We start from the raw sequence: 23,195 nt of genomic DNA, 5'->3' as shown, positions 1-23,195 counted from the left end.
CATCTATACCAACTATTCATCATTATTTGAAATTATTCGATATAAAAATCAAATTTCCTTCATTTCGTTTTCCTAGAGGGAACGAAGTGCCTTGGGTATGATGTCAGAAAAGCAATGTTTGTTAAGCTAACGGAAACATAGCGGCGTCGACGCAAAAAGACTGCTGATGCCAATAGAGGAATTACAAGAGAAGGTGCAAAAGAGCCAACAGGGACGGAGAGCGTATATGGGCTTAAGATGGATAGTACCAGTAAGTTTATGTCTTGCGATTATAGCAAGCGTAATGCTGTTTAACAATCCCTTACAAATTCATCAGGAAAAAATGGCAGCTTCTTTTACAGACCGCGAACTTCTTAAAATAATTGATCAAAAAAATCCCGATCCTAGCCGGGAGATGCTCTACAAGGAAAACAGTGGTGAAAACGGTATATTAATATTCACGAAAAAGTTAAGTACTGAGAAACCGGGAATGACTTGGGAAGTCGGATATATAAATTCAAAATCTCAGGGCTGGAACTGGGTAAGCGGTGGAGAAACTTGGATTGATTTTGTGACAATAAACGAATATAACGAAGGGCTAACTAAAGGATTCAAAAGAGCTTTAATCTACAAATATATCAGTTTTAAAGAGGGTGCACCATTTCCATTGATGTTTGGAACCACCATAGATCCACGAATCGCCCAAGTTCGAATAACGGACGATAACGATGTACAACAAATGGCTAAAGTGGTTCGTGACGCACACCGAGGCTATTCTCAACTCAATGGTATGCTTACCTAGCCGATCGAAGGAACACAACATTCAAGGTGGAAGGTATGGACGCAAAAGGCACGGTAATCATTGCAAATCAGGCCCATATCGACAACAACGGTCTCCTGACTAACTGAAGATGGGCTTACAGTCATTAGGAAAGTGGTATGGTAAAGACAGGTCAAAGATCAAACGAGTTATTACGCTAACGGAAAACCGATAGCTCAAAGGACATCCGTACAAAATAATGGTTTTTGTACAAATGTCTAGATTTATGTGGTATTATTTACCATGAGGTTAGATTCCAGTTTGAGTCTGCCATTTATTTTATGAGCTGTGTTGCATCATTAATTATCAAATTCGCCGTAAAACCCCTTGCTTTAGCCATGGGGATATAAGGCAATTTGCTCTGCATCCCTTTAGGGATGTTAAGAGCAAAATTCTTAAATTCTCTCTTTAAAACATGTTAGATAAACTACATTAAACTAACTATTTGTGGTACAATTTACTGTAGGTGATGACATTGAGTAGAAAAGCAGAAAGTAATCATAATATCGTTTTTGATTGTAAATATCATGTTGTTTTTTGTCCTAAGTATCGAAAAAAGGTACTCAAAGAACCAATTGATACAAGGCTAAAAAGTTTGTTTTTAGAGAAGTCTAAAGCGTTAAACACAGAAATCGTTGAAATGGAAATCATGCCCGATCATGTTCATTTGCTCATCAAATGCGATCCACAGTTTGGAATCCACAAAGTAGTGAAACATTTGAAAGGGTACACGTCAAGAGTGCTAAGACTAGAGTTTAACCATCTAAAAAGTAGACTCCCTTCCCTATGGACAAACTCGTATTTTGTTGCAACCGTAGGTACAGTTCAACTGGATGTAATCAAAAAATATATTGAAAGCCAAAAAGAACGAGGTGAATAGTATTGCTTGTTGCCTACAAATACCGAATATACCCAACAAAAGAGCAAAAACAGAAGATACAATTTACTCTTGAACGCTGCCGTTTGTTGTATAACCGGTTACTAGAGGAACGTATTCTTGGCTACAAACAAGAAGGGAAAACACCGAACTACTACGATCAAGCAAACACGTTCAACGAGCGTAAACAACACATTCCGGCATTAAAGCAAGTGCATTCGCAAGTGTTACAGGATGTTGCGAAACGATTGGATAAGGCGTATCAAGCATTTTTTAGACGAGTGAAGCAAGCCGAGACTCCAGGGTTCCCACGTTTCAAACCACAATCGAGGTACGATTCGTTTACCTATCCGCAAGGCGGGTACACAATCCATGGCAATAAAATAAAGCTATCCAAGATCGGTGAAGTGAAAATAAAACTACATCGAGAACTGCAAGGCAAGATGAAAACCTGTTCCATCATTATCAAAAACGGAAAATACTATGCTTGTTTTTCGTGTGAAGTTGAAGCCAAACCTTTGCCTATAACAAACATGAAGGTTGGTATAGACTTAGGACTCAAACACCTTGCAATACCATCTGAAGGAGAACCGATAGAATCACCCAAATATCTTCGTCTAAGTGAACAACGATTGAAACATCTACAACGTGCCGTATCCAAAAAGAAAAAAGGTTCGAAACGTAGAAGCAAAGCTGTACATCAATTGGCGAAATTGCATGAGCATGTAGCCAATCAGCGAAAAGATCATGCGCACAAAGTTTCTCGTAAACTCGTAAACCAGTACCAATTGATTGCTTTTGAAGATTTAAACGTATTAGGGTTGGTTAAGAACCATCATCTTGCAAAAAGCATTGTTGATGCAGGATGGCAGCAACTCGTACAATTCGTGATGTACAAGGCTGAAAGTGCCGGTCGTCAAGTGGTGCAAGTGAATCCATACAACACATCTCAACAATGCTCCAACTGTGGTGAAATCGTCAAAAAAACACTATCCGAACGAACGCATCAATGTTCTTGCGGATACGTTGCAGATCGGGACGTAAATGCGGCGATTAACATACTAAACCTAGCTTTGAAAAACGTATCGTAACCTAAAAAAGACTAGGCTTGGATAGAGCCTCCAAGGAGGGGAAAGGTTACGATCCCCGATGATCTGAGAAGCCCCTGCCTTTAGGCATGGGAGCATGTCACCGGTTGGTTTATTACAATGGATATTGCAAGCATTTATGATAAATCTCACCCAAATGCATTAACCTTTAATTATTGTATACCATGAAAAAGTCCCACTGGCGTTCCAGTTCGATTGATCGTGTTGGAATTGAATAAGAACAAGTGAAGGAGAACAGGTATGAATCGTTTCAGATATTCATCATACATGACAATTTTGATAGTTCTTTGTATGTTTATCGGAGGTTGTGCGATGAACAATGAACCGAAATCCATTCAGACACTCTCCCAAGAATCACCTGCAATGGACAAGAATAATCCATTAATAGCTTCGGAAATTCAAAAAATAACCTTTTATAGTAAATCTCTTAATCAAAATAAAAAAATGAACATTTACCTCCCAAAGGGTTATAGTTCTGCAGTACATTATCCTGTTTTATACCTTATCCATGGGTACACAGGGAATGAGACGAATTGGGTACCCGGAATGGGGATCGATCAAGCTGCGGACAAATTAATCGAGGCGGGGAAAATCGTACCGCTGATCATGGTTTCTCCAGAGCTGGATAACAGCTACGGCATTAACTCTTCTCAAACCTACTCTGTTACCAATCCAGGAGATCCAAACACGACTTATAACGGCATGTATGAGGACTATCTGAACAACGATGTTATTGGATATGTCGATAGTCATTATAGTACATTAGCTACACGCGAGAGTCGTTTCATCGGTGGGATGTCAATGGGTGGATTTATTAGCCTGCATACTGCTTTCTTGCATACCGATCTGTTTAGTAAGGTTGGAGGGAACAGTCCTGCTTTATTCTTGAACGATTGGTCTACAACTGGCGGTGAGAATGGTTTGAAATCTTTTCTTTATCCAACCGATACAGTCCGACAAACCCGTGATCCGCTTATTTTTTCGCAAAATCTAAATTTATCAAATATGAAGGTATACTTGGATTGTGGAGATCAAGATGGCTACAAGTTTTACGAGGGTTCGGAAAAATTATATGGTATTTTAAAAGCTAAAGGAGTCTCCGTTGAATATCACTTAAATAAAGGAAAGCATGATGGGGACTATTGGAAATCGATGGTGGATAATTATTTGCTTTTTTATGTTGGGAAATAACTTGCTCAACAGCTTGCCGCGTCAAAGTTTGTGATTCAACGAAGAGGCTTTCCTGTCAAAAAGGAAAGCCTCTTCGTTGAGCTAACGGGCAGTTATATTAAATTAAAGATGAATAATTGAATATAAATTAAGTGGAGGATTATATATAGATGGGAGTGAACACCGGCTTGAATATATTTTCTATGCTTTGTCTCAGTTTAGTTCAGGTGAGTCTAAAGAGTCTGTTTGCACACTCATAAATGCAATACTGCTTCTTTCCCCTGACACTGTTAAACCTTTTGCCAGAGGTCTTCAGTATTATGCAGATGAATTAAAATGATATATGGAATTTTATACTTTTTTATGCGTCAGCTCTGCTTGATCCCCTGATCACTTGACACAACATCATTTATTGTATTATGGTTAAGATACCATATGGTGTCATATATAATATAGAGGAGAGGCTGATGATGAACGCAAGCGCATCAACGTGTGATGTTTACCATGCTGTTGCCGATCCGACCCGTCGCAAGCTCATTCGCCTGTTGGCGGACGCGGATGAACTGCCGCTCAACCAGCTGACGGTGCATTTTTCAATGGGCCGCACCGCGGTTGCCAAGCATTTGACGATTTTGAAGGAAGCTGGCATCGTAACCGATCGCAAAGTCGGCCGGGAAACGCGCAACCGCCTGAACCCCGTGCCGCTGAGAGAAATTGAAGACTGGTTATCTTACTACGAAAAATTCTGGACAACAAATCTGCAAAAATTAGACCATTTATTAATGGAGGAACAACAATGAGCAAGGATCTTTCACTGGATTATCAATTTAACAGTTCCATAGAAAAAGTATGGGCCGCCCTTACTGATTCGGATACGTTGGCCAAGTGGGTCATGGACAACGATTTCAAACCGATTGTCGGCCATCGTTTTCAGTTTCGTCAGCAACCGTATGGTGATTGGGACGGCATCATCCATTGCGAAGTGCTGGAAGTGGACGAACCGCACCGTTTGTCCTATACCTGGGTCAGCGGAGGAGAGAACACTACGATGATCTGGACATTGCAAGTAGATAAAGACGGAACTGTTCATCTGCATCTTGATCAAACCGGCTTCAGCAAAGATCAAGCTCTTGGAGGAGCAAAATACGGCTGGATGAGCATGTGCGGACAGCTTGAAAAAGTGTTGGCCGATTTGTAATACAATCTGATACAGAAATTCACTGCTTTGTTCGCACTAATGAAGCAAGATTGCAATGAAAGATGAACCTTGATTGACTCGAATCAACATATACCGAAACGGCTTAGTTTTTGTGAAATGATAAAGAGGAAAAGGGAGAGATAGAAATGTCCTATACCGTTGATTTTAATAATGTGTCTACGGTTGGTTTAGAGTCTTCACCTGTAGTAGAAGCGCTTGCTGGTTTACGTGCTAATGAAGCCCGTTACTTCATGAACAAATACAAACATGAATTTACGGTTGTACCAGCTAGTGAAAGCCAGGAGACCCTTGATTATGTGAACCGAATTTTGAAAGAAGAACGTGATATTGAGTTTGCAGCCAAACCTTTAGAAACGTCGAGCTTTCAAGTGGAAAATATCAAAATGGCCTACGTTTTTTATGAGGATGGTCTTGTGGTCAACGTCATGATTGATGAGCCTAAGAAGCGGGCCGTTGGTTTTAAGCTTTCTGAGGGGATGGAGGTACCAAAGGAGTTAGAAGTGAAGTTTAAGTTTGCTAGGCAGAAATCTAAACTAGCTGGAACAATCCGGGGCTCGTTTTTTGTAATTAAAGGACAATATTAAAGTAAGCAAAAGCGCAAACAGCGGTGGGATCCGATCCATCGCTATTTCGTTTGCACGCCGCGCTGCACTAAAGGGCAGTTTAATGCAGCATAATAATTCCAAGTTCTTCTTTGAATTTATTAAATCACTAAAAATCTGGGTCACTCATGAAAAATGTGGAATGTTGACATTTTCGTATGATTTCTCGCAGCTTCAATAATGCGCAAACCTTAAGGAAGTCGGGAAAGTTCATTGAACTAACGGATACAAGAGTTAAGTATTATTACGCAATGGAGCTGCTACGGAACGAGTGATAGCTCCATCAAGCTAAGGGCAGAATAGTACAAATTGCTTTTGAAATACCGGGTAACAACCTTTGAATTTCATAAATCTTGTACTTTTATCCTTCTTCATCTAAAGTAGATGGATATATATGATCTAGAGGTGAAGAGATGGCATACCGGCTATTACGGTATTTTATTTTTTTTCTTGGTTTAACTTTCTTTGGATTAGGGAATGCGATTGCGGTGAAAGTTCAATCTTTGGGGCTGCATCCATGGGAGGTATTAAACGTCGCCCTGTTCCATCGGTTCGGGTTCACGATTGGGACGTGGAGTGTCATATGCGGCTTAGTACTTGTGCTGATCGCCTTCGTCGTTGATAGGAAGTATATTAACATTGGTACGTTTTTAAATACCTTGTCAATCGGCCCGATCATGGATTTCTTTTTGCATCTCAACATTCTTCCTCATGAAACGGATCATTGGTGGTTGAATCTACTCATCTTGTTGATGGGTATCATCATAACTGGCATTGGCGGAGGCATCTATGTGGCTGCGGGAATCGGGGCCGGTCCTCGGGATGGTTTCATGCTTTCCATTTCGGAAAAAACCGGGTTATCGGTCAGCCGGGCAAGAATCGTTGTCGAGAGTATCGTCTTGATTATCGGCTTCATCCTTGGCGGTCCAGTGTTTATTATGACGTTAGCATATACCTTTATTCAAAGCCCGATCTTTCAATTTTCCATGAAGCTGATGCGTTCCTATATCGCTAGTCTGGATCGGAAGCAAAAGGGACAATTTGAGATTCCGTTATAATTGGAAGGAGGATGCCCTTTATGGGCAACCTCCTTTTTCTAATCAGTTATTCCACGACGGAAACGATAGTCGAAACATTGAAAAGGTACCGCGAGACACCCCTTCGCTGCACTAACTGGCAGAATTGCGTAATAACAAATGATAAATTAAACGAGAATAACATGTAGGGGGATTTTAATTGAATTTCATATAATTTCATATGAAAGTGCTGGTCCGGCAGCTATGCACAATAAAATGGCGGGAACAGTCACAGCCGTAAAATAATCCAATGAGAAAGAAGGCAATTAAAATGAAAGCTGCAATATGCACAACATACGGGCCACCCAGCGTCATTCAGATTCAAGAGGTTGAGAAGCCTCCTGTAAAAGACAACGAGGTGCTAATTAAAATATATGCAACGACCGTAACACCCGGCGATTGCGTGGTGCGAACGAGCAAGATGTGGGCAATGAGACTGCTCTTTGGTATAAGAAAACCAAGAAAACCGATATTGGGCAGTGAATTATCGGGAAAGATTGAGGCCGTGGGCAAAAACGTGAAAAAATTCAAACCGGGCGATCCTGTCATTGCTTATAACGGGATGAAATTCGGTGCACACGCTGAATATATTACCCTTTCCGAACATGCGGCATTGACCATCAAACCGGAAAACATGACGTATGAGCAGGCGGCAGCTATTGCTTTTGGAGGAACGACCGCCCTGTACTTTCTTAGAAAAGGAAACATTCGCAAAGGCCAAAAGGTGCTCATTTATGGTGCTTCCGGGTCAGTAGGCACTTCGGCCATACAGCTCTCCAAGCGTTTTGGAGCGGAGGTTACCGCAGTATGCAGCAGCAAAAATTTTGAGTTGGTTACATCCCTGGGAGCGGATCACGTCATTGACTATACGAAAGAAGATTTTACGAAAAATCGGTATGACCTTATCTTCGATGCCGTTGGAAAAAGCTCAAAATCCCATTGCAAAGATGCACTATCAGTGGGCGGCAAATATATTTCGGTTTCACACGGAATTGCAAAAGAAAATGTTGAAGACTTGAAATTCCTTAAAGAACTTGCTGAATCCGGAACATTAAAAGCAGTCATCGATCGCTGCTATCCTTTTGACCAAATTACTCAAGCTCACGAATATGTTGAAAAAGGACACAAAAAAGGAAATGTTGTGATCCTAATAGAGCCGGATATTCTACGCTAACGGAGAACAAGAACTCAATAAACTACAATACGACGTTGCCGCGGGATCGATCGGCAACCCGCTCAGCTAACGGAGAACGTTAGTTAAATGACGGAAGGGCTGCCGCTGGCGGCCCTTCGCTATGCTAATGGGTAGTAAAGTTCAATAATAATGGATATTTTTATGAGTAAACTGTAAAATATGGAGAAACCAAGGCAGGTGGTGAGGTTAGAAAATTTTGAATTTTATATGGAATTGGGGTTGATATTTGTGAAACGATTTCTGTGGTTATTTATAATTATTTTAGCCACGCTCTTTTTCAATGGTTGTTCAAATAAGGACATTGCTATGGTTGACCGTATTTATGTTCCCGATGGATATCAAGAAAAACTTTCACAAATGGGTTTAACTGAAGTGCATCCATTCCCTTATTTTAGTCAACACAAATATCCACTTAGATTGTCTTACGAAGAAATTTTAAATAAATATGAATCATATGGTTATTCGGTTAAGAATGATATAAATAATTTACATTTGTTTTTCATGAATAACCAAATTATATGGTCGTACAATGGCAACGCAAAGCAAATTAGATTAAATATTCTAGGTGAATTGCTGTAAAAAATCGTCTTTGCTAAGCGGAAACGATAGCTCAATAAAGGACATATGAACAAAACACCCAATTGTATACATATGTCTCGATCCATCGCTTCAAAAAAGGAATTCGAGTTCGAATCACGAATATAAATAAAGCAATGCTTAAAATTTCATATCGTCAAACTAGGTCCCTTGTGAAGACAAGGGGTAACAGGGAATCGGGTGTAAACCCCGAGCGGTCCAGCTCTTGTTCTGGATGCATGCCAAGGAGCGAGGACATTTCATGCCACTGTTGTTTTTGGGTGCAGGATCTTAAAGAGGCGGCTTTGTTTGTAAGGGGCCTCCTCTTTTTTTCTTGAAGCATGATTGGAAAGGAGCTGGTAATAATGGATCCAATGCATCAAGCTGCAGGATTTTTTGATCTCTGGAATCCTGTGCTTTTGCTCTTGGTTGTAGTAGTTGGGTTTGTATATGGTAAGCTGGCTAACGTAATTAAAGGTGCCGAGCCGGTAAGTTTGCGTCAAAGCTTGCATTTTATACAGGTTTAACGCTCTTTTATATCGGGCAAGGCAGTCCTATTAACTATTTCGGACATCACTATTTGTTTAGTATTCATATGCTGCAGCAATCGATTTTGTATTTGACGGTGCCCATCTTCATATGGACGGGAATTCCGGAATGGATGCTTAGGCCCTTGGTTAGAAATCGATCGGTGCTTGCACTGTTATCTTTTTTCACCAAGCCGTTAATTGCTATATTCATGTTTAATATCCTACTATCGATCTATCATATGCCGTTTATTATGGATGGCTTAATGGAGCACTCCTTATGGCTGCTTGGCTATCACTTGGTACTCCTGGTTACAGCGTTCCTCATGTGGTTCCCGGTGTTTGGTCAGCTACCTGAGCTCATCGGCTTTGTGATTTGAAGAAGATTGCGTATATCTTCGCTAACGGGGTTATCCTTACACCCGCATGTGCTTTGATAATTTTTTCAGGCAGTCTGCTTTATGATATGTATACCCATGTTACGGTGCCTTTTGCCCATTTATCCCCCTTAGACGATCAGCAGCTGGGCGGAGTCCTTATGAAGATCATTCAGGAAATTGTTTATGGTTCGGTGCTTGCGTATGTTTTCTTCAAATGGTACCGCAGGGAACGACTGACGGAACATGTCGAATATCCGCAGGGCTACGAGCCCCAAGAAGGTATGAATACTCCTCCAGGTAACTGGAATCGGGCATGACGGGATCTACTGATGTAAACGTTAGTTGAATAACGATCCATAAAAAACGAAGGAGCTGCCGCCGCAGCTCCTTTTACTTCTTCACAAAATAAGTGATTTTATACATATGTCCTGGTTAGTTTGAATTGCACCGCGCGCCGGGTTCCGGTTCGATCTTAATCCTTCAAGTTGTTCTGATAAAAGGATCGGTTACGGCCATTCCCTAACAAAAAGCCAATAACGTACGTTAATTCGACGGTAAAGGGAAAGTGGTAAAATAGGGCCTTTCTGTTCAAAATATGGGGTTTTGTACATATGTCTTCACGTTTCATGAAACTTTCAGCAAGCCCTACTTTAAAGCCTACCAGATAGCGGCACAAAAAAAATTTGTCCAGTTTGAGGCCCGACGTATTGAATTGGACCACTTTGAGTTCCCTCATATGGATAAGACCCAGGGTAATAGGGTGGATACGTTATCATTGGATACTGCCCGGGATAATGGTTTGGGTACTGTCCAGGGAACAAACTTGGGAATTGACCATATGGAAAAGCGAAAGGGTTATAAGCCATTAACTAATACCTCCAATTCTTGAACTACACCATCAGTCTACGGGATATCAGTCATGTCCCGACAGGGGTATTTACCCAATTCCATTAAAGCGTAAAGCAAGCATAGTCTGAAGGAATCACGATTAATTATCAAAGCATTCCTTAGGCATGCCCAAGGATAAAGCCTTTGAGTAGGGAAACACCCGAAAAGGGTATTGGCGAACTGCAGGAAGTCCGATTTTGCAACGTGCATTGGATAATCAATACTGGAATCTAATGGGCTTAGAGTAAAGAAAATCCGCTGTTCATGCGTCTTAACGTCCTTAGCGTATAATTTCGTCAAAATGTTGGCTGAACCCCATGCTATGGGCTGAACCCCTTTTATTGCTACAATGAAACAAGTGATGATCGAGGTCGATCATGAATAAGTCGCAGAAAACAGGCCGCCTTTTCTGGGTATTTATCCAGGGTACAAACACCCATTTCCTCCCTCTGGCATACGATGTATCAAAGTTTTTTATAGGAAACCAAAGGTTTCTTAATACATGCATGCTTGGAGGAGAAGGTATGGAGCTATTAAACGTTTTGGAAAAAACATTCACTGCCGGGAACAAACTCACTATGGAGGAATTAAAAGAAAAAGTCATCTCACTCGGAGATTTAGTAAAGGAAGTCCTAGCTTACTGCACAGAACCTAAAAAGCTGCCCTACGGCAGAAATGTGCTGCTTTTGAACGACGATTATGAAATTATCGTCGTTTATTTGCCTGGGAATCGGGCTACGGCGATACATGACCATGGCGAGTCCATGGGATGCACATTCGTTGTTCAAGGCGAGTTTTTGAACAGGTCGTATTTGGCGAATGAATACGGGTATCCGGGGCAAAACAATGAATCCCTTATCAAAGAAGGAGATATTTTGGAGGTGCCTTACGGGCAAATCCATGAGATGATTAACCCGCGAAAGGAAGCCATGATCTCGCTGCATGTTTACACTCCGGCATTGCGCAGCATCAAAGTGTACACTCCTTATTGCGAAGTGCTGGATTATGTGATTTAAACAGCGATAGCTCAATATAGGACATTTGTATAAAACACTAGATTTTATACATTTGTACTGCTGGGCGTTGAGCTAACGGGCAGGATAGTTCAATCACCGCCTCTAATAAAGGCGGTGTTATTTTGAACGCAAATCAACATTTAACGCCTAGCACAAAAAAAACGGACCGTTACTCTTTCACAGTCCGTTCATTGTTGTAACTCATCACGCTCTCTTCAAAGCAACACTAACGGGACACGCAATCGCAATAAAAATAAGTAGGCAGCCGGCCAGATTGAGCGGTTGCCTTTGTTCAACTACCATGAAAATTCATCGAAGTGACATCTAAAAAAGACAAAACCAAAGAGGGGTGCAGTTCTTTAGTTTTTTAAAGGTGCAGCACCGGAGTCAATTAATTATCCTGGATACCGTAAAATCAAGAAACCTCAGTGATCGAAACGGTATATCCCAAGCTTTAACGGGGAAACTAGGTCAGGACGGTCAATTTTGTTGGCAAAACTGAACCATCCATAGTCTGGCATCATTGTTACTCCTACCTGAGAAATCAAGATTTACTCTCAGTATGAGTCATCCCCCACTGAGCCATTGCCTGCATGACAGGTATAAATGTTCTACCGTAATCGCTTAGTGAGTATTCCACTTTTGGTGGGACTTCCGGAAAGACCTTTCTCACGATTAACTTATCGCTTTCCAATTCTCTGAGTTGTTCAGTTAACATTTTGCGAGTAACTTGCGAAATGGAACGCCCGAGTTCATTAAAGCGTTTTGTACCATTAACTAGATTCCAAAGAATAAGGACTTTCCACTTCCCCCCGACTACCGAGAGGGTTGCCTCCACAGGACATCCACTCATATACAACACTCCATTGGTTACGAATTGGGTACTACGTTACTTTAAAGTTCGTACTTACTAATTTGTTTTTTAATTAGTATATTATATCTCGAAAGAAATTATTTAATGAAAGAGGAGGACATCAAATGAGCAGAGAACAACGTAAGGCAGTGGATGCAATGCTACGGCACCCACGACCGTCCAACCCACAAACCATCGAGGAGATGCGAGCAAGCTTTGCTGCCATGATGGCGACTTTTAGAGTACCTGAGGGTGTGCGGACCGCACCGACGAACCTAGGTAATCGGCCCGGTGTGCTCGTCGAACCCGAACGGGCTGCCCATCCGGGAACGATCCTCTACTTTCATGGCGGCTGGTACGTGTTAGGTTCTCCCAACACTGCCATGTCTCTCACCGCGAACCTCGTCAGCAGGACCAGTATCCGGTCTATCTCGCTCGACTATCGTCTTGCTCCGGAACATCCGTTCCCTGCGGCGCTAGACGATGCGCTCGCCGCCTATCGCGCGCTTCTGGACAACGGAGTCGAGGCCACGTCTATCGCGTTCGCAGGTGACTCTGCCGGTGGTGGTATCGCTGTCTCGACTTGCCTCATGGCACGGGACGCTGGTCTGCCGATGCCAGCAGCAGTGGTGGCGTTCTCGCCAGTCTTGGATCAGACTCACTCCGGAGCGAGCAGGGATAGCAAGGCTGGGATCGACCCGTTCTTCACCCGTGAGGGCATTGCCTACACGGATGCGATGTACCTCGCTGGACAGGACCCGAATCAGGAACTCCTGAGCCCCGCCACGCTCGCCGATCTCACCGGATTCCCTCCGCTCCTGCTCCAGGTCGGAACCAACGAGTTACTCCTTGACGACTCCACGCAGATGGCCGACCGTGCACGGGCAGCAGGCGTGGACGTGATCCTCGATGTTACCGCCGACGTCCCGCACGTTTTCCAGGCGTTCGCCGGTGTCCTCGATGAAGCCGATCAAGCTCTGGACCGTGCTGCGCTTTTCCTCACTCAGCATCTCATATGACGAGGCGTCCGATAGTCGAATCTCAACTAACGGTGACGTTAACGGGAACCGTTCAAAAAACAGCGGCTGGAAGACCAATTAGCTGATTGCACTAACGAGAAATGATAGTGAAAATGAGCAGACTGCCGCGGTGGTCTGCTTTGTCATTGAAGTAACGGGCAGTTTAGAGTGAAAATAATGTATCTGATACGTAGAGAAAAGTAAATGTCTTTAATAAAGATAAGAACTTTCTTATGTATACTTAATCATAGCCGGAACGAATAGGTCAGCAACAAAAGGAGATCCATACGTGATGAAATCTGACCGCATAAAATTACCGCCGGGATTTTGGGCGGGATTACAACAATTAGGAATTGCCCCACACGACGTAGCTCGCAAAGCGCGGCTGCCGCTCACCATTATTACAGAACCAGCTGCAGTCACCGCCGCCCAATATTTCAGAATCTGGCAAGCATACTCTGATCTCGTTGGTGACACGGCCATCGGAATCATCAAGCTTGTAACCGTCTTTGAAACGACACAATACCCACCGACCGTCTTAGCGACCTACCATGCTCGTGACTATCGCGACGCCCTTAACCGAATGGCCCGGTACAAACAACTGTGCCCTCCCGAAAGCTTGCGTATAACCGAAGAGGGCGAACGCTGTACAATCGAATTAGAATGGATGCGTAGCGAGCAACCCGGACCGCCAGTGTTGGTTGGCACCACGCTGGCCTTTCTTCTTGAGCTTGGGCGACGGGGCACGGGCCAGCCTTTAACTGCACGATCCGTGGAATTTTCTCACTCGATGGGCGATGTAAAGGCCCTTCAAGCTTACTTCGGGTGCCCTATCCGGATTGGTGCAACCAATAACCGATTGACGCTGCATCGAAGAGATCTGGACCGCCTCTTTATTTCATATAACAAAGAGTTGTTGGAGATCCTAACTCCCGTCTTGGACCGATCATTGGATGAACAGCGCAGCCGTTCAATCCCCGAGATGGTCAAATGGATCTTGAAGCGCAGCCTAACCGGAGGGCGCCTTGACATTCGGGCTGTGGCGAGTGAGTTGGGCATGAGCGATCGTACCCTGCAGCGCCGTCTTACTAACGAAGGGACAACTTTTAAGCAGCTGTTGTCACAGGCTCGGCATGAACAGGCACGAGAATACTTAGCAGACCCCAAGCTCGATATAAAAGAAGTGGCTTTCTTAATTGGATATGAAGACCAGAACTCGTTTTACCGCGCCTTTCGCCTTTGGGAAGGCAATACTCCTTCAGATTGGCGTTCCGAATATTTAGGGGCAAACCCGCCGTCATAGAATCCCCAACCTAACCCGTTCTACATAGGGATAGCATTTTCCGGGTTTCATTATTTGGCGGGTTAAACAAGAAATTTGGCGTTGTACGCTAGTTACCGAACAATCCAAACAAAGTAATATAATCTCTATCCGGAGCACAAAATCAGCTTGCCGCGAATGACAACAAAGGAGAATATGTTATGGATATGGGATTAAGCAGCAAAACAGCTTTAGTAACTGGATCGACGAAAGGTATAGGGAAAGCAATTGCCATTGAACTTGCAAGAGAAGGCGTCGATGTCCTCGTTAATGGACGGAATAATGAAGATGTAGAACTAACGGTAAATGAATTGAAGTCGGAGTTCCCGTCCACTTCTCCTCAGAATGCTACAGCCGATATTGTGGATATGCAGCAAAGAGAAGCTTTATTTGAGAAATATCCCCATGTTGATATTCTGGTTAACAATATGGGTATTTATGAAATCATGTCATATGAGGACGTTGACGATGAAGTATGGGAAAAATACTTTCGAACGAATGTCCTTGCCGCTAATGGATTATCTAGATTTTATTTGCCTAAAATGTTGAAAAACAATTATGGACGAATAATTTTTATTGCAAGTGAAGAAGCGATTATGCCCTCAGGGCAAATGCCTCAGTATTGTATGACCAAATCTATGTTATTATCACTGTCAAAAAGCTTATCTAAACTAACGATAGGAACGGAAGTCACATCCAATACGATCATGCCAGGACCAACGCTTTCCGAAAATGTATATCAAATCATTGAAAGTTTGTTTCCTGATGATATGGCATTTTCGGATAAAGAGAAAAAATTTATGGCTGCAAACCTGCCCCAATCCGAAATACAGCGGTTTATCAAGCCTTTTGAAATAGGCAGGCTGGCTGCATTCGTATGCAGCCCTTATGCATCCGCATTTAAAGGTTCTCCAATCCGTATGGACGGGGGCATGGTGCCTACAATTTTTTAACATAAACTCTATTTCGACTGTTGAAGGTTTAATAACTGCGTAACAACAGGAAGCTCCTATATATTATCGTAGCAATATTAAGCTAACTGATAACGATAGTGGAGGAGCTTGCTTGGTGCAGTTCCTCTTTTCTTATTGAAGTAACGGGCAGGATTGTGGATAATACCTGTTACAAATTGTCAGCATTTGTGGGCATACTACCACTGAGAAATATATTGGGAGAGATTACCTAAATGCAAATACGAATATTTTCGTTATTACTCTTACTTAGCTTGAACATGTTTACGGCTAATTTAGTTTACGCAAAAGATGCGTCCGCTGAAAAATTAGTTACAAGTTACATCAAATCAATAAATGAAAAGAATTGGTCTGACATCCCTGGTTTGTGGGTTAAGGGTCAACGGGATGAATTGATTGATTTTTTCAACAACAAGCAAAATAAAAAACAAATGGTTGGTATATTCAATATCAAAAAAGCTCATCTTGTCGCTTCGAAGCAAATACCCTATGAATACGGACAGATTTATTTACCTTCTCGTTATATCGAATCATTTAACGCTCCTCAAATTTTTTATGTGGCTGTTGACTTTAAAGTATATAAGGAGGACAAATATCACATAAACGGAGTGAACTACTTCTTTATCGTAACTGCTATTGAGGATGGCAAAAGAAAAATTGTCTTAACTCCACTTGTTCCAGTTAAATCGTTAATTAGCGACGGATACGGGTTCGGTACACTTGACGAAAAGACTTTTGATGAACGGAGGCTAAAATTCGTTCAGTAAAGACTAATTTTATGCAGACGTTGGACGGGTACGATAGTTGAGGAGCTGGATTTGCAGGCAGCTCTTTTTCATTGCTCTGCTAACGGGCAGATTTCTTTAGTTACAAATAAAGGAAAAGGGCTAAACTGATACTTTCTTTATCAAAACGAAACTTTCCCTATACTCTTGGTAAGTCAGTATAGTACCATACTACTTGTTACTGAAAAATTTACCAGTACTGGAGGGTATCTAAATATATGAGAATCAACTTGCAAGAATGGATTCAGGAAGCCGATTTGGTGAGCATGCAAAAGGCAATGACTACGGGTGAATGCACTTCCGAAGCCCTCGTTCTTGCATATATCGAACGTATTCATAGGTATAATCCTTTGATCAATGCCGTATTAGAGATCAATCCAGATGCGCTTGAAATCGCAAGGAATCTTGACCTTGAGCGAAATACAACAGGTAGTAGGGGGCCGCTGCACGGAATTCCAATCCTGCTCAAGGATAACATCGATACGCACGACCGGATGCATACGAGCGCTGGTTCAATCGCATTGGCTGAATCGTTTGCTCCTGAAGATTCGTTCATAGCCGCAAAGCTGCGCGCTGCCGGCGCAGTTCTTCTAGGTAAGGCAAATATGACCGAGTGGTCGAATTTTATGTCCAACCGTATGCCAGCTGGATACAGTTCCAGAGGCGGATATGTGTTGAATCCATATGGACCTGGCAAGCTCTTCGTCAGCGGGTCAAGTTCAGGATCGGCTGCAGCCGTAGCGGCAAACCTGGCAGCAGCTGCGATCGGAACAGAAACCGCAGGTTCGATTATTGGGCCGGCCAGCCAACACTTTCTCGTCGGAATAAAGCCTACTGTAGGGTTTGCGAGCCGCAGCGGCATTATCCCGATCTCCATAAGTCAGGATACACCAGGACCAATTTCCAGAACAGTCACTGATGCAGCGATTCTACTCGGGGCAATCGTCGGGATTGACGAAAACGATAAGGCAACATGGACTAGCCCACATCGTACTTTACATGACTATACAACTTATCTCGACCGAGACTTTCTGCGTAAAGCTCGTGTTGGGATTCCCAGACATTACTATCGGTCGTTGGATGAAGAAAGACTTTCCATCATGGAATCCGCCATCGATGTTCTGCGTGAGCAAGGTGCTACAGTTATCGATCCTGTGGACCTCTATTTGGAACAGCAGCCATGGAACAATGATGTTATCTGTTACGAATTCAAAACAGGCCTGAATCGCTACTTATCGAAATTGAACTCGGATATGCCCGTGCATTCTCTTCAAGAACTGATTGCTTATAATCAGAAACACGCTGCTTCCGCATTGAAGTTTGGCCAAGACAATCTGATTCGCTCGGAACAAAATGCGCTAAACGAGACAACCTATCAATTTAAACGTCAAGAATATAACCATTCGGCTGTAACGCAAGGGATTGAGTATGCACTAGACCAACACGGCTTAGATGCATTAATGTTACCCGGTGACATTGATGGCATGTACATTGCTGCCCGGTTAGGGTATCCTCTTATTGCGGTGCCCGCCGGTTATTCAGCAAAAGGAACAATTGATGTGGATGGCGATTCGACACAGGGTCCATTTGGTGTTGTCTTTTCCGGGAGGGCTTTCAGTGAGCCCACACTAATCAGCATCGCCTATAGTTTTGAGCAGGCAACACTTTTCCGTCGTCCGCCAGATCTGGGTGAATTGATGTAAGTACTGTTTCCCAATGACACCATTAGACTTAACAACTACGTACTGACCATGTCAGTGCATTGGACTTAACCATCGTGATTACGCTAACGAGGAACGATAGTTGAAAAAAAAGGAGACAAAATCAGTCCGTTTTTCAGTGGCCGAGGATGCCGTGATGATCACCGACGGAGGGGGCAAAGTGAGGGGGTGGCGGTCAATCCGATCGGCCGGCCGCTGCCGGAGCCGGCGGCCGTTTACGGGGACGGCTGAGCCCGCGGATGCAGAGGACGGACGTATGTTTGCCCTGCATGTCGCACCGTCATCCGATGCCGAACGACCGAGACAAGCCTTTCCACTCGACCGGGTTTATAGTATGCTAGCCATATAAGGGAAGAGAGGGAATCTATGATGAAACAACTGATCGTCGGAGACGCCATGAATGAGCTGGCCACTACGCGCCGCATCCTGGAGCGCTTGCCCGAGGAGCATATGACGTGGAAGCCGCACGTGAAATCGATGACGTTGGGCGGGCTGGCCACGCACCTGATCAACCTGCTGAACTGGCAAGTCGCGATTTTTCTTTACCCGGAATTCGATCTTTCGACCGTGCCGCTTCGGCGGGAACCTTTGGAAAGACGCGAAGACGTGCTGGAGGAATTCGACGCGAACATCGTCAAGCTTGAAAAGCTGTTAGCCGAATGCGACGAGAAAACGCTCGGCGAGGAATGGACCTTGCGGAACGGTGACCATATCATCCTGCGCCAACCGCGGGCGATCGCGCTTCGCACCTTCGGATTAAGCCACATGGTCCACCACCGGGCGCAGCTCGGGGTTTATTTGCGGCTTCTCGATATTCCGGTGCCGGGCCTCTACGGTCCCTCGGCCGACGAGGAAGGCAAATGAACTAAGACGCGCCGAAAAGACGCAGGGCATCGGCATGACCGCCGGTACTCTGCGACTGTTTTTTCGTATCAGGGGTGCATATGCAGGTGATAGAATGTCGTCTGAATGTTTGTTGTTGTCGGGTGACAAGAACTTGTACTCATTCCCGACGAAGCAATCTTGAGGATAAAATAAAACAGTTGATATCCGCTCAGCTAACTGGCAGTATAACGCAACATGACGGAATTGACACTAATCATAATGGAATATAGACTGGTAAAAAAGATGGTCTTGATATGAATAACTGGACAGAATACATTAAGGAGAAAAATCATGGTGAGTTTCGGTACTTTGTTAGCTTTTTCATTAGTTTCGCTTGGTATGGTTTGTTCTCCTGGTCCTAACATGATATACCTAATTTCTCGTTCTATTACGCAAGGGCGATTGGCTGGGATTATCTCTCTTCTTGGCGTCATGCTTGGCTTTCTTGTTTACATTATTGCAACAATGTTAGGGCTGACGGTTCTTTTTACTGCGGTTCCATTTGTTTTCGAAACAGTCAAGCTCGCAGGTGCTGCCTACTTACTCTGGCTTGCTTGGAATGCCATCAAGCCTGGAGCTGCATCTATTCTGTCGCCTCGAATTCTTTCTATTGACCCGCCAAAGAAGTTATTTCTGATGGGTTTCATGACCAACCTGCTCAATCCCAAGATTGCTATCCTCTATGTGTCACTACTTCCTCAGTTTGAAGATCCTGCACGAGGATCACTGTTAATTCAGAGCGCATCTTTGGGTCTTATTCAAATAACCGTTAGTTTTACTGTCAACCTCTTGATTGTGCTTACAGCTAGCAGGATTGCTGCTTGGTTTGGTATGCGTCCTACGTGGTTACGGGTGCAGCGTTGGCTCATGGGAAGTGTCTTGACTGGTCTTGCTATACGTATTGCTTTTGAACGCAGACAGTAAGGTAATGATTATAAAGCTGTTAATTACGTTCTCGGAAAACAAGAACTAAATAAAGGCTATTCGGAATTTGTGGTGGAAAAGCTCTTCGCGACATTGTTAATAAAATCGGATTATATGGTTGAAAATTCTTGGATAACTCTCCTCCGGACAATAAGAATCGTTGCATGAATTTTCATTTTTTCAACATAAGGAGAGCGAGACAGCCACCACTGATGTGATTTCCAGATTCGCTCACCACTGGAAGCGAAGTTCGGATCAAGAATGTCATTGCAAATTGGAGTCAAATCGTATATTATGGACATTGTAGGTCCATATTAATATTAATCTTAGGAGGGAGGAGGGAAACATGCAGTTCTCCAAAAGTACAGATTACGCCCTGCACGCCTTGATTCATTTGGGTCACTCGGAGCGTCGCAACAACATCGGAATCAAGGAATTATCCACGACACTTGGCGTTTCGGAAAGCTATTTATCCAAAATCATGTCCAAGCTGAGACAGGATGGAATCGTACGTGCGGTGCCGGGGGCGAACGGAGGTTACGAGCTTGCACGTCCGGCCGAACAGATAACTTTTCTTGATGTTATTCAAGTGATAGAAGGAAGACAACAGATGTTTGAATGCTCAAATTCAAAATCACAGCAGCATCGGTTGTTAGCTGAAGAGGGGAATGCACAGCAAGATCAAAAACATCCAGGAAAGAGCGAATGTTTAGTTGAGAAGGTGATGGACGGCGCGGAACAGCATCTGTATCAATACTTGCGGGAACACACGATCCAGTCGGTACTGGATGAGGCTTTCAAGCGTTGCAACCATGAAGTAAACAAGAAGTGATGTACTTTTTGTGTTTTAATTATGGATATTCTAGATCTATGGAGGTGCATTTTATAAATGGAAAAACAACTTTTCGATGTGGCAATTATTGGCGGCGGACCGGCTGGGTTGAACGCCGCCCTAGTGCTTGGGAGGGCAAGGAAAAAGGTTGCTGTAATCGATGAAAGCCGTCCCCGCAACGCTGTGACTCGCGAGGTCCACGGATTTCTTACCCGCGACGGGATCAGTCCGAGTGAGTTTCGGCGAATTGCGAAAGAAGAGATCAGCGCCTATCCCTCCGTATCATTCGTGGCGGATACGGCGGTGTCGATCGTGGGAACCGACGGCCAGTTTCAAATTGAGACGGAGCAGGGACAAACTTTTGCAAGCAAAAAGGTATTGTTTGCCGTCGGCATGAAGGATCGGCCGCTCAACATTCCGGGACTGGCGGAGGTATACGGGAAGAGCGCTTTCGTCTGCTAGTATTGCGACTGCTGGGAGTTAAGGGATCAGCCGCTTGTCATCATTAATAGGGGGTCTGAGCTTATGCATTTCGCTCCACTCATATCCGGATGGACGAACCGTTTTACCGTCTGCACGAATGGCCCCGATGAACTGACAGATGCCGAGCGCGAGGAGCTCCAGCGGAAACATGTGCCTCTGTTCGACTCGCCGATCCGGCACATCGACTCTAGCGACGGGATCGTTCGGCAAGTCATTCTCGAAGACGGGACGACCGTTCCATGCACGGGGATCTTTTTCAAACCGGATCTGGTTACAGGATCGGACTTGCCACAAACGATCGGATGCGAGATTACGGAATGGGGGGCGATCGTTGTCGATGAATTCGGAAAAACGAACATTCCGGGCGTATATAGCGCCGGGGATTCAGCATCGCGAATGCATCAGGCCATAGCTGCGGCTTCGATGGGCGCATTAGCCGCCGCGGTCATTAACGGTGAACTGAATACAGAGGCTTGGGGGAAAAACGGATGATCGATTTAAATAATATAAAGCGCGGTCCGATCATGTTTGCTCTGATTATCGGCATGTTCGTCGCCGCTTTGAACGAGACGCTAATGGGCAATGCCCTTCCTGAATTGATAAAATCGTTTGGTGTGTCTGCTGCAACGGGCCAGTGGCTATCCACCGCCTACATGCTCGTTGTTGGCGTGCTTGTTCCGGTGACGGCAATCCTGCAGCAATGGTTCACGACCCGGCAAATATTTCTGTCGGCGATGAGTCTGTTCTTCGTCGGTACGTTCACCTCGGCGGTGTCGCCGGAATTCGGCGTGCTGCTGGTCGGGCGGATTATTCAAGCGATAGGAACCGGCATGCTGATGCCGCTTGTAATGAACATTATCATGACCATTTATCCGCCGGAAAAGCGCGGAGGCGCAATGGGGATGTTTGGGCTCGTCGTCATGTTCGCGCCGGCGATTGGCCCCACTATATCGGGTTTAATCGTTGACGGGCTATCATGGCACTGGCTGTTTTACCTTGTGATACCATTTGCGCTGCTCTCCATTATTATAGGAGCCGCTGTCTTGAAGAATGTGACGGAAGTCACCAAACCGCGAGTGGACCTCTTATCCATCGTGTTGTCGACGATCGGCTTCGGCGGAATCGTTTATGGGTTCAGCAGTGCTGGCGAACACGGTTGGTCGGGACCGGAAGTCACCTGGACGATCGCTGCGGGCGGTGTTTCCTTGTTGCTGTTCGTCTGGAGACAGCTATTGTTAAAGCAACCTGTCATGGATTTACGGGCGTTTCGGTATCCGACATTTGCGCTTGTCGCGGTGCTGATGTTTGTGCTTATGATGACATTTTTCTCATCTGCGATCATGCTTCCGATGTTTATGCAAGGCGTGCTCATGGTAACGGCATTCAAGTCTGGTTTGATCCTGCTTCCTGGCGGGATTGTGAACGGGTTCATGGCCCCGATCTCAGGCAAGCTGTTTGACAAGTTTGGGCCTCGCGTAACGATCATCCCAGGACTGGCCGTTACCGCCGTCTCGTTGTGGCAATTCACCCGATTCGACGAAGCGACGAGCACAGGTTTCCTCGTCGCCGTTCACATCGCACTGATGATTGGCATCGCGCTAGTCATGATGCCCGCACAGACAGCGGGGCTCAACCAGTTGCCAAACCATCTGCACCCGCACGGGACAGCGATCTTGAATACGCTGCAGCAGGTGTCCGGCGCAATCGGCACTGCCCTGTACATCAGTATTATGTCGGGCGGACAGAAGCATTACTTGAGCGGAGCGAGCGATCCGCAGGCTCCGGCGGAAATCGCCAATGGACTCGCAGCCGGTATCAACAACGCGTTCTGGTTCGGCGGCATCATCGCTCTCGTTGCGCTCGTACTCGGTCTCTTTCTTCGTAAAGGGAAATCGCCGAAGCATGAACAGGCGGCAGGATGAGAATAACCGCCGGTTCCATAAACCAAAAGGAAAGAGTGAGGAACG

25 protein-coding genes, 2 pseudogenes and 1 riboswitch are annotated in these 23,195 nt (G+C 44.5%); of the genes and pseudogenes, 26 read left to right on the top strand and 1 reads right to left on the bottom strand.

The annotated features are described in order from the left end of the window. Positions 1-226 precede the first annotated feature (226 nt). The 15 genes and pseudogenes from BLV33_RS27830 to BLV33_RS27770 all read left to right on the top strand — a co-directional run bounded on the left by BLV33_RS27830 (position 227) and on the right by BLV33_RS27770 (position 11,434). On the top strand, positions 227-781 hold the full coding sequence (locus BLV33_RS27830) for a hypothetical protein (RefSeq protein ID WP_139305859.1): 555 nt from the start codon (positions 227-229) through the stop codon (positions 779-781). A 487-nt stretch (positions 782-1,268) separates the two neighbouring features. Then, positions 1,269-1,679, top strand: coding sequence for an IS200/IS605 family transposase (tnpA, locus tag BLV33_RS27825; protein ID WP_139305835.1), 411 nt, complete (start codon positions 1,269-1,271; stop codon positions 1,677-1,679). Positions 1,680-1,681: 2 nt separating this feature from the next. After that, entirely contained in the window at positions 1,682-2,767 is a 1,086-nt protein-coding gene (locus BLV33_RS27820; protein WP_090799598.1) for an RNA-guided endonuclease InsQ/TnpB family protein, read from the top strand. Between the two features lie 381 nt (positions 2,768-3,148). Continuing rightward, entirely contained in the window at positions 3,149-3,976 is an 828-nt protein-coding gene (locus BLV33_RS27815) for an alpha/beta hydrolase (RefSeq protein ID WP_090799829.1), read from the top strand. A 449-nt stretch (positions 3,977-4,425) separates the two neighbouring features. Continuing rightward, entirely contained in the window at positions 4,426-4,755 is a 330-nt protein-coding gene (locus tag BLV33_RS27810; protein ID WP_090799597.1) for an ArsR/SmtB family transcription factor, read from the top strand. Next, positions 4,752-5,153 (top strand): SRPBCC family protein, encoded by a 402-nt coding sequence (locus BLV33_RS27805; protein ID WP_090799595.1) that lies wholly within the window; start codon positions 4,752-4,754, stop codon positions 5,151-5,153. Before BLV33_RS27810 ends, BLV33_RS27805 begins: the two co-directional genes overlap by 4 nt. Positions 5,154-5,299: 146 nt before the next feature. Beyond that, on the top strand, positions 5,300-5,758 hold the full coding sequence (locus BLV33_RS27800; RefSeq protein WP_090799594.1) for a phage tail protein: 459 nt from the start codon (positions 5,300-5,302) through the stop codon (positions 5,756-5,758). A 431-nt stretch (positions 5,759-6,189) separates the two neighbouring features. Further along, on the top strand, positions 6,190-6,834 hold the full coding sequence (locus BLV33_RS27795; protein WP_090799593.1) for a YczE/YyaS/YitT family protein: 645 nt from the start codon (positions 6,190-6,192) through the stop codon (positions 6,832-6,834). Positions 6,835-7,123: 289 nt separating this feature from the next. Continuing rightward, complete coding sequence (locus BLV33_RS27790) at positions 7,124-8,026, top strand: NAD(P)-dependent alcohol dehydrogenase (protein ID WP_090799591.1); 903 nt, start codon at positions 7,124-7,126, stop codon at positions 8,024-8,026. Between the two features lie 180 nt (positions 8,027-8,206). After that, positions 8,207-8,626, top strand: coding sequence for a hypothetical protein (locus BLV33_RS27785; protein ID WP_090799590.1), 420 nt, complete (start codon positions 8,207-8,209; stop codon positions 8,624-8,626). Between the two features lie 144 nt (positions 8,627-8,770). After that, positions 8,771-8,885, top strand: a riboswitch (cobalamin riboswitch). Positions 8,886-8,988: 103 nt separating this feature from the next. Then, the gene (locus BLV33_RS30345) at positions 8,989-9,150 is read left to right on the top strand and encodes a hypothetical protein (RefSeq protein ID WP_253187291.1); all 162 of its coding nucleotides are present in this window, start codon (positions 8,989-8,991) and stop codon (positions 9,148-9,150) included. 11 nt (positions 9,151-9,161) lie between these two features. Continuing rightward, on the top strand, positions 9,162-9,530 hold the full coding sequence (locus BLV33_RS30340; RefSeq protein WP_366414925.1) for a cytochrome c oxidase assembly protein: 369 nt from the start codon (positions 9,162-9,164) through the stop codon (positions 9,528-9,530). After that, positions 9,527-9,847, top strand: a complete 321-nt coding sequence (locus BLV33_RS30335) for a cytochrome c oxidase assembly protein (protein ID WP_253187290.1) — start codon at positions 9,527-9,529, stop codon at positions 9,845-9,847. Before BLV33_RS30340 ends, BLV33_RS30335 begins: the two co-directional genes overlap by 4 nt. A 687-nt stretch (positions 9,848-10,534) precedes the next feature. Further along, positions 10,535-10,666: pseudogene (locus BLV33_RS30330) on the top strand (group II intron reverse transcriptase/maturase); the annotation flags it as partial. A gap of 276 nt (positions 10,667-10,942) precedes the next feature. Further along, positions 10,943-11,434: a cysteine dioxygenase gene (locus BLV33_RS27770; protein WP_171909409.1), complete on the top strand. Its 492-nt coding sequence runs from the start codon at positions 10,943-10,945 to the stop codon at positions 11,432-11,434. 544 nt (positions 11,435-11,978) lie between these two features. Here BLV33_RS27770 and BLV33_RS27765 read toward each other — a convergent pair. After that, positions 11,979-12,287: a winged helix-turn-helix transcriptional regulator gene (locus BLV33_RS27765; RefSeq protein ID WP_090799585.1), complete on the bottom strand. Its 309-nt coding sequence runs from the start codon at positions 12,285-12,287 to the stop codon at positions 11,979-11,981. 125 nt (positions 12,288-12,412) lie between these two features. Between BLV33_RS27765 and BLV33_RS27760 the strand changes: the two genes are divergently transcribed. The 11 genes and pseudogenes from BLV33_RS27760 to BLV33_RS27710 all read left to right on the top strand — a co-directional run bounded on the left by BLV33_RS27760 (position 12,413) and on the right by BLV33_RS27710 (position 23,150). After that, positions 12,413-13,306: an alpha/beta hydrolase gene (locus BLV33_RS27760; protein ID WP_090799584.1), complete on the top strand. Its 894-nt coding sequence runs from the start codon at positions 12,413-12,415 to the stop codon at positions 13,304-13,306. 292 nt (positions 13,307-13,598) lie between these two features. Further along, positions 13,599-14,609, top strand: coding sequence for an AraC family transcriptional regulator (locus BLV33_RS27755; protein ID WP_090799582.1), 1,011 nt, complete (start codon positions 13,599-13,601; stop codon positions 14,607-14,609). A 179-nt stretch (positions 14,610-14,788) separates the two neighbouring features. Continuing rightward, on the top strand, positions 14,789-15,580 hold the full coding sequence (locus tag BLV33_RS27750) for an SDR family NAD(P)-dependent oxidoreductase (protein ID WP_090799581.1): 792 nt from the start codon (positions 14,789-14,791) through the stop codon (positions 15,578-15,580). A gap of 233 nt (positions 15,581-15,813) precedes the next feature. Beyond that, entirely contained in the window at positions 15,814-16,365 is a 552-nt protein-coding gene (locus tag BLV33_RS27745; RefSeq protein WP_090799579.1) for a hypothetical protein, read from the top strand. A gap of 236 nt (positions 16,366-16,601) precedes the next feature. Beyond that, the gene (locus BLV33_RS27740; protein WP_090799578.1) at positions 16,602-18,086 is read left to right on the top strand and encodes an amidase family protein; all 1,485 of its coding nucleotides are present in this window, start codon (positions 16,602-16,604) and stop codon (positions 18,084-18,086) included. A gap of 178 nt (positions 18,087-18,264) precedes the next feature. Next, positions 18,265-18,453 carry a hypothetical protein gene (locus BLV33_RS27735; RefSeq protein ID WP_139305858.1) on the top strand — a complete coding sequence of 63 codons (189 nt, stop codon included), beginning with the start codon at positions 18,265-18,267 and terminating at the stop codon, positions 18,451-18,453. Between the two features lie 17 nt (positions 18,454-18,470). Further along, complete coding sequence (locus BLV33_RS27730) at positions 18,471-18,968, top strand: DinB family protein (protein ID WP_090799575.1); 498 nt, start codon at positions 18,471-18,473, stop codon at positions 18,966-18,968. Between the two features lie 312 nt (positions 18,969-19,280). Next, a complete protein-coding gene (locus tag BLV33_RS27725) occupies positions 19,281-19,913 on the top strand; it encodes a LysE family translocator (RefSeq protein ID WP_090799573.1) in 633 nt (210 codons plus the stop codon). A gap of 346 nt (positions 19,914-20,259) precedes the next feature. Continuing rightward, the gene (locus BLV33_RS27720; RefSeq protein ID WP_090799571.1) at positions 20,260-20,745 is read left to right on the top strand and encodes an RrF2 family transcriptional regulator; all 486 of its coding nucleotides are present in this window, start codon (positions 20,260-20,262) and stop codon (positions 20,743-20,745) included. Between the two features lie 57 nt (positions 20,746-20,802). Beyond that, positions 20,803-21,720 (top strand): annotated as a pseudogene (locus BLV33_RS27715) (NAD(P)/FAD-dependent oxidoreductase). Next, positions 21,717-23,150, top strand: coding sequence for an MDR family MFS transporter (locus tag BLV33_RS27710; RefSeq protein WP_090799569.1), 1,434 nt, complete (start codon positions 21,717-21,719; stop codon positions 23,148-23,150). The pseudogene BLV33_RS27715 and the gene BLV33_RS27710 overlap by 4 nt, the downstream one beginning before the upstream one ends. Positions 23,151-23,195: the final 45 nt, after the last annotated feature.

It is taken from the genome of Paenibacillus sp. GP183 (genome assembly GCF_900104695.1).
Taxonomy (GTDB): Bacteria; Bacillota; Bacilli; order Paenibacillales; family NBRC-103111; genus Paenibacillus_AI.
The sequence above is the reverse complement of the archived record's forward strand: the minus strand, read 5'-3'. Positions and strand labels throughout refer to the sequence as shown.

What these genes read in the sequence shown, in the direction of transcription:
- tnpA (WP_139305835.1), top strand. Translation starts at nt 1,269, where the DNA reads ATGACATTGAGTAGAAAAGCAGAAAGTAATCATAATATCGTTTTTGAT.
- BLV33_RS27805 (WP_090799595.1), top strand. Translation starts at nt 4,752, where the DNA reads ATGAGCAAGGATCTTTCACTGGATTATCAATTTAACAGTTCCATAGAA.
- BLV33_RS27790 (WP_090799591.1), top strand. Translation starts at nt 7,124, where the DNA reads ATGAAAGCTGCAATATGCACAACATACGGGCCACCCAGCGTCATTCAG.
- BLV33_RS27765 (WP_090799585.1), bottom strand. Translation starts at nt 12,287, where the DNA reads ATGAGTGGATGTCCTGTGGAGGCAACCCTCTCGGTAGTCGGGGGGAAG.
- BLV33_RS30345 (WP_253187291.1), top strand. Translation starts at nt 8,989, where the DNA reads ATGGATCCAATGCATCAAGCTGCAGGATTTTTTGATCTCTGGAATCCT.
- BLV33_RS27720 (WP_090799571.1), top strand. Translation starts at nt 20,260, where the DNA reads ATGCAGTTCTCCAAAAGTACAGATTACGCCCTGCACGCCTTGATTCAT.
- BLV33_RS27795 (WP_090799593.1), top strand. Translation starts at nt 6,190, where the DNA reads ATGGCATACCGGCTATTACGGTATTTTATTTTTTTTCTTGGTTTAACT.
- BLV33_RS27830 (WP_139305859.1), top strand. Translation starts at nt 227, where the DNA reads ATGGGCTTAAGATGGATAGTACCAGTAAGTTTATGTCTTGCGATTATA.
- BLV33_RS27725 (WP_090799573.1), top strand. Translation starts at nt 19,281, where the DNA reads ATGGTGAGTTTCGGTACTTTGTTAGCTTTTTCATTAGTTTCGCTTGGT.
- BLV33_RS27745 (WP_090799579.1), top strand. Translation starts at nt 15,814, where the DNA reads ATGCAAATACGAATATTTTCGTTATTACTCTTACTTAGCTTGAACATG.
- BLV33_RS27815 (WP_090799829.1), top strand. Translation starts at nt 3,149, where the DNA reads ATGGACAAGAATAATCCATTAATAGCTTCGGAAATTCAAAAAATAACC.
- BLV33_RS27710 (WP_090799569.1), top strand. Translation starts at nt 21,717, where the DNA reads ATGATCGATTTAAATAATATAAAGCGCGGTCCGATCATGTTTGCTCTG.
- BLV33_RS27755 (WP_090799582.1), top strand. Translation starts at nt 13,599, where the DNA reads ATGAAATCTGACCGCATAAAATTACCGCCGGGATTTTGGGCGGGATTA.
- BLV33_RS27740 (WP_090799578.1), top strand. Translation starts at nt 16,602, where the DNA reads ATGAGAATCAACTTGCAAGAATGGATTCAGGAAGCCGATTTGGTGAGC.
- BLV33_RS27785 (WP_090799590.1), top strand. Translation starts at nt 8,207, where the DNA reads ATGGAGAAACCAAGGCAGGTGGTGAGGTTAGAAAATTTTGAATTTTAT.
- BLV33_RS27810 (WP_090799597.1), top strand. Translation starts at nt 4,426, where the DNA reads ATGAACGCAAGCGCATCAACGTGTGATGTTTACCATGCTGTTGCCGAT.
- BLV33_RS27800 (WP_090799594.1), top strand. Translation starts at nt 5,300, where the DNA reads ATGTCCTATACCGTTGATTTTAATAATGTGTCTACGGTTGGTTTAGAG.
- BLV33_RS27770 (WP_171909409.1), top strand. Translation starts at nt 10,943, where the DNA reads ATGGAGCTATTAAACGTTTTGGAAAAAACATTCACTGCCGGGAACAAA.
- BLV33_RS27750 (WP_090799581.1), top strand. Translation starts at nt 14,789, where the DNA reads ATGGATATGGGATTAAGCAGCAAAACAGCTTTAGTAACTGGATCGACG.
- BLV33_RS27760 (WP_090799584.1), top strand. Translation starts at nt 12,413, where the DNA reads ATGAGCAGAGAACAACGTAAGGCAGTGGATGCAATGCTACGGCACCCA.
- BLV33_RS27730 (WP_090799575.1), top strand. Translation starts at nt 18,471, where the DNA reads ATGATGAAACAACTGATCGTCGGAGACGCCATGAATGAGCTGGCCACT.